Below are 12538 nucleotides of genomic sequence, written 5' to 3'. Positions count from 1 at the left end.
ACTGCTCGAGGAACACCTGCGTCAGCTCCCACAGCAGGTGATAGAAGGTCATATGGGCCTCCGCGACGATCAGCGGGTCGTCGGACGCCGCGCACAGCAGATGATCGGCGGCCGGGGCGCCCGCTGCACCGCGGCCCGGCGGTGCCGGGGCAGACCGGCGGCGTCGTCCGGTCCCTGGCGGACCGCGGCCCGGCTCCGGTGCCGGCACCGGCCGCCGCGGCGCAGCCCGCGCCCTTCCAGGCCCCCGTCGCCGTACCCGCGCCGGCCATGGAGCCCCAGCCGGTCGCCGTATCCGCCGCCACGCCCGAGCCGGTCGCGGCGCCCGTACCCGCTCAGGCCCCCGCGCCCGCCCCGGTCCCGGTCGCCGTCGTGCCGGTGGAGCCCGTCGCGGTCGTCGAACCGCCGGCGGAGCAGGCCGCGCCGCCGCCGGCCGCCGCCGTGCCGGTCGCGGAGCCCGCCCCCGTGGCGGAGGCCCCCGTCGCCGAGGCGCCCCCGATCGCCGTACAGCCGCAGCCGGTTGCCGTCGCGGAGTACCTCGACGTGACGGGCCCGGGCGGCGAACTCCCCGGCCCCCAGCTGGGCCACATCCCGCCGCAGCCGCAGCCCTGGACCCCGGCGCCCGCCCCCGTCCCGGAGGCCGAACCCGCCGTCGCCCGGCCCGCGACGCAGGCCGTCCCGCCCGCCGAGCCGACGCCGGAGGACCACGCCGCACCGGCCGCCGCGGAAGCGGCCGTCCCCCCGGAGCCAGAGCCGGTCGCTGTCCCCCAGCCCGCGCAGGAGCCGGCGCCGGCCGAGGCCGCGGCGCCCGCCCCCGAGCCGCAGCCGCAGCCCGCGCAGGAGCCCGAGCCCGCCCCCGGAGCCGAGGCCCAGGAGCCGGCCCCCGAAGCCCCGCCCGCCGCCCCCTTCGACGACGACGCCCGCGAGGCCGTCCACCGCGTGATGCGCGAACGGCGCGACATCCGCAACGGCTTCCGCCCCGACCCCGTTCCGCACGAGGTCCTGCTGCGCGTCCTGGAGGCCGCCCACACCGCGCCCAGCGTCGGCCACTCCCAGCCCTGGGACTTCGTCGTCATCCGCTCCGAGGACACCCGCCGCCGGATGCACGAACTGGCCGGCCGGCAGCGCGAGGCGTACGCGCAGTCCCTGCCCAAGGCCCGCGCCAAGCAGTTCAAGGAGCTGAAGGTCGAGGCCATCCTCGACACCCCGGTGAACATCGTGGTCACCGCCGACCCCACCCGCGGCGGCCGGCACACCCTGGGCCGGCACACGCAGCCCCAGATGGCCCCGTACTCCTCCGCGCTCGCGGTCGAGAACCTCTGGCTCGCCGCCCGCGCCGAGGGCCTGGGCGTCGGCTGGGTCAGCTTCTTCGACGAGCGCGAGCTGTGCCGCGAGCTCGAGCTGCCCGAGCACCTCGACATCGTCGCCTATCTCTGCGTCGGTTACGTCGACGAGTTCCCGGCGGAGCCCGAGCTGGTCGAGTCCGGCTGGTCGCAGCGGCGCCCGCTGTCGTGGGTGGTGCACGAGGAGTCGTACGGCCGCCGCGCCCTGCCCGGCGAGGACCCGCACGACCTGCTGCTGGAGACTCTGGACGCGATCCGCCCGCTGGACGCCAAGGCGCTCGGCGAGGCGTGGGAGCGGCAGAAGCGGATGACCAAGCCGGCCGGCTCGCTCGGCATGCTGGAGATCATCTCCGCCCAGCTGTGCGGACTGTCCCGTAAGTGCCCGCCCCCCGTGCCGGAACCGGCCGCCGTGGCGATCTTCGCCGGCGACCACGGGGTGCACGGCCAGGGCGTGACCCCGTGGCCCCAGGAGGTCACCGGGCAGATGGTCGCCAACTTCCTGGCCGGCGGCGCCGTGTGCAACGCCTTCGCCGCCCAGGTCGGCGCCGAGGTCTGCGTCGTCGACGTCGGCGTCGCGGCCGACCTCCCCGCCGCGCCGGGCCTGCTGCCGCGCAAGGTCCGCGCCGGGACGGCCGACTTCACCGCCGGGCCCGCGATGACCCGCGAGGAGGCCCTCAAGGCCATCGAGGCGGGCATCGAGACCGCCCGCGATCTGGTGGCCGCCGGCAACAAGGCGCTCCTCACCGGCGAGATGGGCATCGCCAATACCACCGCGTCGGCGGCGCTGATCTCCGTGTTCACCGACACCGACCCCCTCGACGTCACGGGCCGGGGCACGGGCATCAACGACGAGACCCACGCCCGCAAGGTCGAGGTCGTCCGCCACGCCCTGGAGCTCCACCGCCCCGACCCCGCCGACCCGGTGGGCGTCCTCGCGGCCGTCGGCGGCCTCGAACACGCCGCGCTCGTCGGCTTCATCCTCGGCGGCGCCTCCCTGCGCACTCCGGTGATCCTCGACGGCGTCTCGGCCGGCGCCGCGGCCCTCGTCGCCCGCGCCATCGCCCCCGAGGCCCTGGCCGCCTGCGTGGCCGGACACCGCTCCGCCGAGCCGGGCCACACCGCGGCGCTCACCAAGCTCGGCCTGCGCCCCCTCATCGACCTGGACCTGCGCCTCGGCGAGGGCACCGGCGCGCTGCTGGCGCTGCCCCTCGTCCAGTCCGCGGCCCGGGCGATGCACGAGGTCGCGACGTTCGACGCCGCGGGCGTCACCGAGAAGTAGTCCGGGACGGGGGAGCGGGCCGGGGCCTCTACGGTGTCCTGACCGAGCTCCCCCTCACTCGTTCTGGAGCGGCCATGCGTGTAGTGATCTTCGGTGCGTCCGGCATGGTCGGCCAGGGCGTCCTGCGCGCCTGTCTGCGCGACGAACGGATCGGCGAGGTCCTCGCGGTCGTCCGCCGCCCCCTGGGCGTGTCACACGCCCGTCTGCGCGAGATCACCCACTCGGACTTCACCGACTACTCCGCGATCCGCGACGGCCTCGGCGAACCGGACGCCGTCTTCTTCTGCCTCGGCGTCACCTCCGTCGGACGCAAGGAGGCCGAGTACACCCGGATCACCCACGACTACACCCTCGCCGCCGCCCGCGCCCTGACCGGCAACCCCGCCATGACCTTCGTCTACGTCTCCGGCGAGGGCACCGACAGCAGCGAGAAGGGCCGCGTCATGTGGGCCCGGGTGAAGGGCCGTACCGAGAACGAACTCCTCGCGATGCCCTGCCACGCGTACATGTTCCGCCCCGGCTACATCCAGCCCGTCGACGGCGTGGTCTCCAGGACCCCTCTCTACCGGGTTCTCTACCGGGGCCTGTCCTGGCTCTACCCCCTGCTGCGCCGGCTGGTCCCGAACCACGTCACCACCACCGACACGGTCGGCCGCGCGATGATCGCCGTCACGGCCCTGGCGGGCGAGGGCCCCACGGTCCTGCGCACCCGGGACATCAACCGGCTCGGCGCCGCATGACCCTGTCCACCCCTCAGACCTCGGCCGCCCCCGCCCGCGCCGTCGGGCTGTGTTTCCCGGGGGCAACCCCCGGACCCCCGGCCGGGGGACAAGGCCGCACGGACACCCCCGACTGACGGGACGGTATCGTCAGGTCAGCGCGACATGAGGAGATCAGAGCAGTGACCTATCCCGTTGGACTCCGCCTCGAGGGCAAGAAGGTCGTCGTACTCGGCGGGGGACAGGTCGCCCAGCGCCGCCTTCCCGCGCTGATCGCCGCCGGTGCCGACGTCCTCCTCGTCTCACCGGACGCCACCCCCTCCGTCGAGGCCATGGCCACCGGCGGGGAGATCCGCTGGGAACGCCGCCCGTACCGCGACGGCGACCTCGCCGACGCCTGGTACGCCCTGGTCACCACCAGCGACCCCGACGCCAACGCCCGCGCCTCCGCCGAGGCCGAGGCCCACCGCGTCTGGTGCGTACGCAGCGACGACGCGGGCGCCGCCACCGCCTGGACCCCCGCCACCGGCCGCAGCGACGGCGTCACGGTCGCCGTCCTCACCGGCCGCGACCCCCGCCGCTCCGCCGCCGTCCGGGACGCCGTCGTCGAGGGCCTGCACACCGGCACCCTCGCCGCCCCCCGCCACCGCGACCGCGCCCCGGGCGTCGCCCTCGTCGGCGGCGGCCCCGGCGACCCCGACCTGATCACCGTCCGCGGCCGCCGGCTGCTCGCCGAGGCGGACGTGGTCATCGCGGACCGGCTGGGCCCGCGCGACCTCCTCGACGAACTCCCGCCCCACGTCGAGGTCATCGACGCCGCCAAGATCCCGTACGGGCGCTACATGGCCCAGGAGGCCATCAACAACGCCCTCATCGAACACGCGAAGGCCGGCAAGGCCGTCGTCCGCCTCAAGGGCGGCGACCCCTTCGTCTTCGGCCGCGGCACGGAGGAGGTCGAAGCCCTCGCGGCGGCCGGCCTTACCTGCACCGTCGTCCCCGGCGTGACCAGCGCCATCAGCGTGCCCGGCGCCGTCGGCATCCCCGTCACCCACCGCGGCGTCGCCCACGAGTTCACCGTGGTCAGCGGCCACGTGGCCCCCGACGACGAACGCTCCCTCACCAACTGGCCCGCCCTCGCGCAGACCCGCGGCACCCTCGTCGTCCTCATGGGCGTCGAACGCGCCGCCGCCATCGCCGACGCCCTCATCGCCCACGGCCGCCCCGCCGACACCCCCGCCGCCGCGATCCAGGAGGGCACCACCGCCGCCCAGCGCCGCGTCGACGCCCCCCTGTCGGAGCTGGCCGCCGTCATCGCCGCCGAGGACATCCGCCCGCCCGCGGTCATCGTCATCGGCGACGTCGTGAAGCGTTCCGGACGCTAGAGAGCACCCCATGCACGGACTCATCACGATCGACGACCCCGCCGACGCCAGGCTCCACGACTACACCGGCCTGACGGACGTGGAACTGCGCCGCCGCCGCGAACCCGCCGAGGGCCTGTTCATTGCCGAGGGCGAGAAGGTCATCCGCCGCGCCCTGGCCGCCGGTTACACGATGCGCTCGATGCTCCTCGAGCCCAAGTGGCTCGACCAGATGCACGACGTCATCGACGCCGCCCCCGCCCCGGCCTACCTGGTCACGGCCGAGCAGGCCGAACAGATCACCGGCTACCACGTCCACCGCGGCGCACTGGCCTCCATGCGGCGCAAACCCCTCCCGCCGCCCGCGGACCTCCTCGCGTCCGCCCACCGCGTCGCGATCATGGAAGCGGTCAACGACCACACGAACATCGGCGCCATCTTCCGCAGCGCCGCCGCCCTCGGCATGGACGCCGTCCTGCTCTCCCCGGACTGCGCCGACCCCCTGTACCGCCGCTCGGTGAAGGTCTCCATGGGCGCCGTCTTCACCGTCCCGTACGCCCGCCTCGACCACTGGCCGAGCGACCTCACCACGGTCCGCGAGGCAGGCTTCACGGTCTACGCCCTGACCCCGGCACAGGGGGCGATCTCCATCGACGAGGCGGCCCTGCACACCCGGGACAAGGCGGCGCTGCTGGTGGGCGCCGAGGGCGCCGGCCTCACCCGCCGCGCGATGGCGGCGGCCGACCGGCTGATCCGTATCCCCATGGCCCACGACGTCGACTCCCTCAACGTCGGAGCGGCGGCCGCCGTCGCGTTCTACGCGGCCCGCCCGGCACGGTAGGCGGCTACGCCGTCTCCCAGGCCTCCGCCAGTATCCGCCGGGTGTCGGCGAGCAGCTGCGGGAGGACCTTGGTGTGCCCGATGACCGGCATGAAGTTCGTGTCCCCGCCCCACCGCGGCACGACGTGCTGGTGCAGATGCGCCGCGATGCCCGCGCCGGCGACGGGCCCCTGGTTCAGCCCGATGTTGAACCCGTGGGCGCCGGACGCGGCGCGCAGTGCCCGCATCGCCTGCTTGGTGAACTCCGCGAGCTCCACGGTCTCCTCGGCGGTGAGGTCCGTGTAGTCGGCGACGTGCCGGAACGGGACGGTCATCAGATGCCCGCCGTTGTACGGGTACAGATTGAGCACCGCGTACACATGCGTGCCGCGCGCCAGGACGAGGCCGTCCTCGTCGGACTTGCCGGGCACCGTGCAGAAGGGGCAGCCGTCGTCCGACCCGGGTCCCGTCGGCTTGTTCTCCCCCTGGATGTACGCCATGCGATGGGGGGTCCACAGCCGCTGGAACCCATCCGGCGAACCCACCCCGATCTGCAGCTCCGGCTCGTTCGTCATGCGGGCAAGCATATGCGGGCGGCGGCGCCGCGAGAGCGCGAGGGGCGGCCCTTCCGGAGAAGGACCGCCCCTGGACGGATCCGCCCTGTACGGACGGGAACGGTCAGTTCTGAACCCGTCGCTCCACGACATCAACGAGCTCGGCCAGCGCCTCGTCACGGGGGATCCCGTTCTTCTGCGACCCGTCCCGGTACCGGAACGACACCGTTCCGCCAGTCATGTCGTCGTCACCGACGATGATCATGAAGGGGACCTTGCCCTTCTGATGGTTCCTGATCTTCTTCTGCATCCGGTCCGACGACGAGTCGACCTCCACCCGAAGCCCCTTCCGCCGGGCCTCGGTGGCGAACTCCTCCAGATACTGCACGTGCCCCTCACCGACCGGGATCCCCACGGCCTGCACCGGCGCCAGCCATGCCGGGAACGCACCGGCGTAGTGCTCGAGCAGCACCGCGAAGAACCGCTCGATGCTCCCGAACAGCGCCCGGTGGATCATGACCGGCCGCTGCTTCGTCCCGTCCGGGGAGGTGTACTCGAGCTCGAAACGCTCCGGCAGGTTGAAGTCGACCTGGATCGTCGACATCTGCCACGTCCGCCCGATGGCATCTTTCGCCTGGACCGAGATCTTCGGCCCGTAGAACGCCGCCCCGCCCGGGTCCATCACGAGCTCCAGGCCCTGCTTCTCGGCGGCCTGCCGCAGCGTCTCCGTGGCCTCTTCCCAGACCTCGTCGGAGCCGATGGACTTCTCCGGGTCCCGGGTCGACAGCTCGAGGTAGAAGTCGTCCAGACCGTAGTCCCGCAGCAGGTTCAGCACGAAGGTCAGCAGCGAGTCCAGCTCGCCCGCCATCTGCTCCTTGGTGCAGTAGATGTGCGCGTCGTCCTGGGTGAACCCCCGGGCCCGGGTCAGCCCGTGCACGACGCCGGACTTCTCGTACCGGTACACGGTTCCGAACTCGAACAGCCGCAGGGGCAGCTCACGGTAGGACCGCCCCCGCGCGTCGAAGATCAGGTTGTGCATGGGGCAGTTCATGGGCTTGAGGTAGTAGTCCGTGCCCTCGTCCAGCTGCATGGGCGGGTACATGCCGTCGGCGTACCAGTCCAGGTGCCCGGACTTCTCGAAAAGGCGCCCCTTCGTCGCGTGCGGCGTGTAGACGAACTCGTAGCCCGCCTCCTCGTGCCGCCGCCGCGAGTAGTCCTCCATGGTCCGGCGGATGATGCCGCCGCGGGGGTGGAAGACGGCCAGACCGGAGCCGATCTCCTCCGGGATGGAGAACAGGTCGAGCTCGCTGCCGAGCTTGCGGTGGTCGCGCTTCTCCGCCTCGGCGAGGAAGTCCAGATGCGCCTTCAGCTGGTCCTTCGTCGGCCACGCGGTGCCGTAGATCCGCTGGAGCTGCTTGTTCTTCTCGCTGCCCCGCCAGTACGCGGCGGCCGACCGCATCAGCTTGAACGCCGGGATGTTCCGCGTCGTCGGCAGGTGCGGGCCGCGGCACAGGTCGCGCCAGCACAGCTCGCCGGTCTTGGCGTCCAGGTTGTCGTAGATCGTCAGCTCACCCGCGCCGACCTCGGCCGAGGCACCCTCGGCGGCCTCGGCCGCGGAGCCCTTCAGCCCGATGAGCTCCAGCTTGTACGGCTCGTCCGCCAGCTCCACGCGGGCGTCCTCGTCGTTGGTCACCCGGCGGGAGAAGCGCTGGCCGCGCTTCTGGATCTCCTGCATCTTCTTCTCGATCGCCTTGAGATCCTCCGGCGTGAAGGGGATCTCGACGTCGAAGTCGTAGTAGAAGCCGTCCTTGATGGGCGGGCCGATGCCCAGCTTCGCCTCGGGGAAGAGCTCCTGCACGGCCTGCGCCATGACGTGCGCGGTGGAGTGGCGCAGGATGTTCAGCCCGTCCTCGGAGCTGATCTCGACGGGCTCGACCTCGTCGCCGGGGGCGAGTTCGTACGCGAGGTCCTTCAGCTGCCCGGCGACCCGGGCGGCGACGACGGTACGTTCGCCCTCGAAGAGCGCGGCGGCCGTCGTCCCCGTCGTGACCACACGCTCTTCCGGCTCGGCGGATGCGCGTTTGATGATCACACTGACGTCGGACACCGGAAACTCCTCGGGGACTCGGTTCGGGCACCGCCGATGCGGGGTGCGGCCTGAATCGTACCGAGCCGGGGTGCCGTGAACGAAAACGCGGGCCCCGTGCCGCGGGCTCAGCCGCCGCAGGCGTCCTCGAAGAAGTCGAGGTTCTCGTGGAGCGACTTCAGCATCCGGTCCCGCTCGGCCTCCTCCAGCGGTACGGGCGTGACGCCGGACACGCCCGTCACCCGGCGGAAGCCGCCGCGGCTCTCGAGGCGTCCGTCGAGCCGGATCGGCATGCCGACCAGATGCGCCTGTCCGGCGATCCGGTAGTCCTCCTCGTCCAGGGCGGCCCGGACGGCGGTGACCTCGGCCCCGGCGAGGACCCGCAGCCGGACGCGGCCGGGGCCGTGGGGTCCGTCGCGGCGCATCCGGACCACGGTGCCGGTGAGCCGGACGGGGAGGGAGGGTTCGTCGCGCCGGTAGCGGCGTCCGGCGTGCCGCAGGGCGGGCAGGTCGCCGGGGGTGAAGCGGACCGGCTCGGGGCGGGGGGAGACGCCGAGGGGGCCGCCGGTGGCGGGGGCCCAGGCGAGGGTGACGCCGACGCCGTGGGTGCCGCGGACGAGGGCGGTGAGGGCGGCCGTCAGCTCGGTGCAGACGCCGAGCTCCACGGCGGCGTCGAACGCCTCCATGCCGCCGGTGGCCCGCGCGTAGTCCACGGCGTCCCGTACGGCCTGCAGCGCCCCGTGCAGCACGGCCACCGCGGCCCGCCCCGCCGGTACGGGCACGAACGCCGTCAGCCGCCCGGCGCCGGACCCGGGCCCGACGAGGACGCGCTCCAGCTCGGCCTCGGCCTGCCGCCGGTGCCGCGCGCCGTGGTACCCGGCCCGCTCCCGTACGGCCAGCACCCCGGCGAGGAGCATGGCCCGGGCCGCGCCCCGCAGCTGCTCGGCCGCGGTCCACACGGGCGTACCGTCACCGCCGGCGGGGAGGTCCTGCTCCCAGCGGACCTCGTCGCTGGGCACGGCGAGGCCGACGAGGATGTCGCGGGCGGAGGGGCAGGCGCTGTGCCCGAGGGCTTCGACCGCCTCGGCGAGCAGATCGCCGCTGTCGGGGTAGGAGCGGTCGCGGGGCACGAGGAGGCTGGTCCCGCCGGGTCCGTCGCCCGGCGGGGTCCAGCGCGCGTAGCGGGCGGCGGCGGCCCCGTGGCGGCGCCAGCCGTGGCGGTCGAGCAGGGCGGTGAGGACGGCGGGGTCCACCGCCGGCGCGTCGGGTCCGTAACCGTTCATGGCCGTCCTCCCCTGCCGACCCGGGTCATGATCTCGCACAGCGCCCGGTCGTCGAAGACGCGCGCGGTCGGGATCCGGACGACGGTCCTCGTCCGCCCGGTGACCGGATGCCCGGCCAGGCTGATCCAGTAACAGCAGTGCCGCAGCTCCAGCCGGTCGTGTCCGGCGCGCAGCCACTCGTCCCGGGTACGGGGCACGAGCATCACGACGAGGATCTTGTGCACCGACACCGGCGTGCGGGCGAGTTTCGCCAGATGCGCGTTGTCCAGGGTGAACGAGAACGCCGGCCCCGTGGGCCGCGGGGGCACCTGGTAGGTGGCCTTCAGCTGCACCTTGATGGTGACCTCGTCGTCGACGGCGTGCCCGGGGGCGCTGTGGCTGACGTGCCAGTCGATCCCGTTGTCCGGAAAGGGCTGGGCGAGGGAGCACCCGGCGGCGGCCGCGACGGCGTGCAGATAGCCGACCTGGAGGGTTTCCATACAGGCGGTGACGGCGAGCCCGCCGCGCTGCGGCGCCATCAGCCCACCGGGTTCGGGCTGCGCGAACGCCATGACCCCAACTGCCTTCCGGGAATGAGCCGTTCTGTTCCTTCTATGGTTGTCGCCACCGCGAGTAACGGCGAAACGAACCCTGTTCGACTCCTTGCGGATGCGGGTATGACCAGGTCGGGCGGGGACCGATGCACCACCGGCCGGGCTAGAGCGAGGAGTTGGGGTCTTGGAGTCGACCACACTCTGGTACGAGGGACCACTGGCGGCGTTCGACACGGAGACGACGGGCGTCGACGTGGAGCACGACCGCATCGTCTCGGCGGCGCTGGTGATCCAGCATCAGCCGACGTCACCCCCGCGTATCACCCGCTGGCTGGTGTCGCCGGGCGTGGCGGTGCCGGCGGAGGCGAGCCGGATCCACGGGCTGACGGACGACCATCTGCAGCGTTTCGGCCGCTGGCCGTCGCCGGTGATGGAGGAGATCGGCCGGGCCCTGGCGGCGCAGTCCGCGGCGGGTGTGCCGCTGGTCGTGATGAACGCGCCGTTCGATCTGACGCTGCTGGACCGCGAGTTGCGCCGGCACCGCAACAGTTCCCTGCAGGCGTATCTGGGCGCGGGCCCCCTGACGGTCCTGGACCCCCGGGTCCTGGACAAGCATCTGGACCGCTACCGCAAGGGCCGCCGCACGCTGACGGACCTGTGCGAGACGTACGAGGTGGAGCTGAGCGAGGCGCACGACGCGGCGGCGGACGCGATCGCCGCGCTGACGGTGGTCCGCCGGATAGGCGCCCGCTTCACGGAACGCATAGGCGCGCACCGCCCGGCGGAGCTGCACGCCCGCCAGACGGTCTGGCACGCGGCGCAGGCGCGGGGCCTGCAGACGTGGTTCGCGAAGAACGGCTCGGACGAGACGGTGGACCCGGCCTGGCCGCTGCGCCCGGACCTGCGCACGGCGGCCTGAACGCACGACAGCGGCCCGAGTCCGAGGACTCGGGCCGCTGATCACGGGTGGGCGATACTGGGATCGAACCAGTGACCCCTTCGGTGTGAACGAAGTGCTCTCCCGCTGAGCTAATCGCCCGCTGCGCAGAACATTACAGGGCCCGCCCCCCGCTGTTCAAACCCGTTCCCGGAGCGCCTGCCGCAGCCCCCGCCGTCCGCCCCGCATCATCCACGCGTGATTGGCCCGGAAGAACGGCCGCCCCACTACCCCGAACACCCGCATGAACGGCACGGTGACCTCGACCTCCTGCTCGAACAGAGCACGGGCCCGCCCCCCGTCCCCCACCACGGTGAACCGGGCGAACCCCACAAGATCCCCCCGCATCCCCAGCTCGAGCACCCCGTCGGCCGGGTCCCGCCGAACCTCCCGCCCCACCACCCGAAGCGAATACGGCAGAAAGGACCGGAACCTCAACTCCCCGGACTCCCCGTCGACCTGCCGCACCCCCCGAACCTGAGGCCACCACGAGGGATACCCCTCCACATCGGCAAGCACATCGAACACAGCCTCCGGCGAGGCCTCGAAAACCCACACACTACGAAACCGGTAACGACTCCAGCTCACCCCCCAATTCTGCCCAAAAACCACCACAGGAGAATCCAGAAGAAGAGAAACACGAAGGAACCCCAAGGACACACCCCGCCGCACGAACTGAGGGGGTCACCCCGCCGACCGCGACGCGGGGGGTGTGGGTGGGGCGCAGCCCCCCACCCGCGCCGGCGAAGCCGTGCGCAAAAAACAAACGAGGGAGCCCCGGTCTGCGCAGTCCGCAGACACGGTTCTCCCTCTCCCGAGTGGGCGATACTGGGTTCGAACCAGTGACCTCTTCGGTGTGAACGAAGCGCTCTCCCACTGAGCTAATCGCCCGGGTGCGGGGTCAACGTTACCGCATGTCAGGCGGTGGTCGTGACGCTGCGGGCGGGGGAGCGCGGGGGCGGCGGTCAGTGGTCGGTCTTCCAGGGCATTTCCATGCCGTAGCGGGCGATGTAGGCGGCGAGGAGTGCGCCGGCGATGGCGCAGCCGATGACGGTCAGGGTGATGTTGCGTTTGCGGACCTTGGGGTCGAGGGCGCGCTGGGCGGCTTCGGTGACCTTGCGTTTGGTCCAGTGGAGCACGACTTGTGCCCAGACGAATTCGGTGGCCCAGACGGCCATGCCGAGGAAGATGACCACCCAGCCGGGGCCGGGCAGCGGCAGCATGACGATGCCAAGGCCGACGATGGCGAGGCCGACGACGAAGACGCCGACCTGCCAGCTCAGGTGGAGTGTGCGCCGGGCCTGGATGAACTGGGGCGCCTTGGATATGCCGGGTGCCGGCTCCTTGAGGACGCGGTCCGTTCCCTCGACCGGGTCATCTCCCGCGCCGTCCGTCGCGCCTACCGGGACGGAACGGCCCCCTCCGTTACTCTCCGCATTCATGCAGCCCAAACTACCTGAGCCCGGGACTTCACCGGAATGGCCGAGTTCGCAGTATCACCACTAGGCCATACGAAGTACCTAAATCATCACAAAACGGTCAGAGGGGTTTACAACGCCCCGGTAGGTGGCATGTCGACTTCGCCGACGTGCGAATCCCCGAGCGCACACTGAGCGAAAGGCCCTGG

General features: G+C 72.5%; 11 protein-coding genes and 2 tRNA genes. 5 read left to right on the top strand and 8 right to left on the bottom strand.

All coding sequences use genetic code 11. The features are described 5' to 3' along the window. The 4 genes from cobT to SRB5_RS10435 form a co-directional block, all read left to right on the top strand. On the top strand, window positions 1–2619 hold a 2619-nt coding region (gene cobT, locus SRB5_RS10450; protein ID WP_153451179.1), incomplete at its 5' end, for a nicotinate-nucleotide--dimethylbenzimidazole phosphoribosyltransferase. A 74-nt stretch (window positions 2620–2693) separates the two neighbouring features. Beyond that, window positions 2694–3359: an NAD-dependent epimerase/dehydratase family protein gene (locus tag SRB5_RS10445; RefSeq protein ID WP_153451178.1), complete on the top strand. Its 666-nt coding sequence runs from the start codon at window positions 2694–2696 to the stop codon at window positions 3357–3359. A gap of 161 nt (window positions 3360–3520) precedes the next feature. Continuing rightward, entirely contained in the window at window positions 3521–4720 is a 1200-nt protein-coding gene (cobA, locus tag SRB5_RS10440) for a uroporphyrinogen-III C-methyltransferase (protein ID WP_323377660.1), read from the top strand. Between the two features lie 10 nt (window positions 4721–4730). Beyond that, a complete protein-coding gene (locus tag SRB5_RS10435; RefSeq protein WP_153451177.1) occupies window positions 4731–5540 on the top strand; it encodes a TrmH family RNA methyltransferase in 810 nt (269 codons plus the stop codon). 4 nt (window positions 5541–5544) lie between these two features. Here the strand turns inward: SRB5_RS10435 and SRB5_RS10430 are convergent, their stop codons facing one another. The 4 genes from SRB5_RS10430 to SRB5_RS10415 all read right to left on the bottom strand — a co-directional run bounded on the left by SRB5_RS10430 (window position 5545) and on the right by SRB5_RS10415 (window position 9992). Next, window positions 5545–6105, bottom strand: coding sequence for an HIT family protein (locus SRB5_RS10430; RefSeq protein ID WP_153451176.1), 561 nt, complete (start codon window positions 6103–6105; stop codon window positions 5545–5547). 91 nt (window positions 6106–6196) lie between these two features. After that, window positions 6197–8179, bottom strand: coding sequence for a threonine--tRNA ligase (gene thrS, locus SRB5_RS10425; protein ID WP_323377659.1), 1983 nt, complete (start codon window positions 8177–8179; stop codon window positions 6197–6199). 107 nt (window positions 8180–8286) lie between these two features. Beyond that, the gene (locus SRB5_RS10420) at window positions 8287–9441 is read right to left on the bottom strand and encodes a hypothetical protein (RefSeq protein WP_153451175.1); all 1155 of its coding nucleotides are present in this window, start codon (window positions 9439–9441) and stop codon (window positions 8287–8289) included. Further along, window positions 9438–9992 carry a DUF4365 domain-containing protein gene (locus tag SRB5_RS10415; RefSeq protein ID WP_153451174.1) on the bottom strand — a complete coding sequence of 185 codons (555 nt, stop codon included), beginning with the start codon at window positions 9990–9992 and terminating at the stop codon, window positions 9438–9440. The genes SRB5_RS10420 and SRB5_RS10415 overlap by 4 nt, the downstream gene beginning before the upstream one ends. A gap of 166 nt (window positions 9993–10158) precedes the next feature. Here SRB5_RS10415 and SRB5_RS10410 point away from each other — a divergent pair, with 166 nt between their 5' ends. Continuing rightward, entirely contained in the window at window positions 10159–10893 is a 735-nt protein-coding gene (locus SRB5_RS10410; protein WP_153451173.1) for an exonuclease domain-containing protein, read from the top strand. A gap of 48 nt (window positions 10894–10941) precedes the next feature. Here the strand turns inward: SRB5_RS10410 and SRB5_RS10405 are convergent. The 4 genes from SRB5_RS10405 to SRB5_RS10390 all read right to left on the bottom strand — a co-directional run bounded on the left by SRB5_RS10405 (window position 10942) and on the right by SRB5_RS10390 (window position 12353). Then, window positions 10942–11013: transfer RNA gene (locus tag SRB5_RS10405), tRNA-Val, on the bottom strand. Between the two features lie 36 nt (window positions 11014–11049). Then, window positions 11050–11469, bottom strand: coding sequence for an SRPBCC family protein (locus SRB5_RS10400; protein WP_323377669.1), 420 nt, complete (start codon window positions 11467–11469; stop codon window positions 11050–11052). A gap of 261 nt (window positions 11470–11730) precedes the next feature. Further along, window positions 11731–11802, bottom strand: a tRNA-Val gene (locus SRB5_RS10395). Window positions 11803–11876: 74 nt separating this feature from the next. Next, a complete protein-coding gene (locus SRB5_RS10390; RefSeq protein WP_153451172.1) occupies window positions 11877–12353 on the bottom strand; it encodes a TIGR02611 family protein in 477 nt (158 codons plus the stop codon). Between the last annotated feature and the right edge of the window lie 185 nt (window positions 12354–12538).

Source organism: Streptomyces smaragdinus (assembly GCF_009604385.1).
GTDB lineage: Bacteria > Actinomycetota > Actinomycetes > Streptomycetales > Streptomycetaceae > Streptomyces > Streptomyces smaragdinus.
Note: the sequence above shows the minus strand (reverse complement) of the source record. Positions and strands in the feature narration are given on the sequence as shown.

What these genes read in the sequence shown, in the direction of transcription:
- SRB5_RS10445 (WP_153451178.1), top strand. Translation starts at nt 2,694, where the DNA reads ATGCGTGTAGTGATCTTCGGTGCGTCCGGCATGGTCGGCCAGGGCGTC.
- SRB5_RS10435 (WP_153451177.1), top strand. Translation starts at nt 4,731, where the DNA reads ATGCACGGACTCATCACGATCGACGACCCCGCCGACGCCAGGCTCCAC.
- SRB5_RS10430 (WP_153451176.1), bottom strand. Translation starts at nt 6,105, where the DNA reads ATGCTTGCCCGCATGACGAACGAGCCGGAGCTGCAGATCGGGGTGGGT.
- SRB5_RS10420 (WP_153451175.1), bottom strand. Translation starts at nt 9,441, where the DNA reads ATGAACGGTTACGGACCCGACGCGCCGGCGGTGGACCCCGCCGTCCTC.
- SRB5_RS10415 (WP_153451174.1), bottom strand. Translation starts at nt 9,992, where the DNA reads ATGGCGTTCGCGCAGCCCGAACCCGGTGGGCTGATGGCGCCGCAGCGC.
- SRB5_RS10390 (WP_153451172.1), bottom strand. Translation starts at nt 12,353, where the DNA reads ATGAATGCGGAGAGTAACGGAGGGGGCCGTTCCGTCCCGGTAGGCGCG.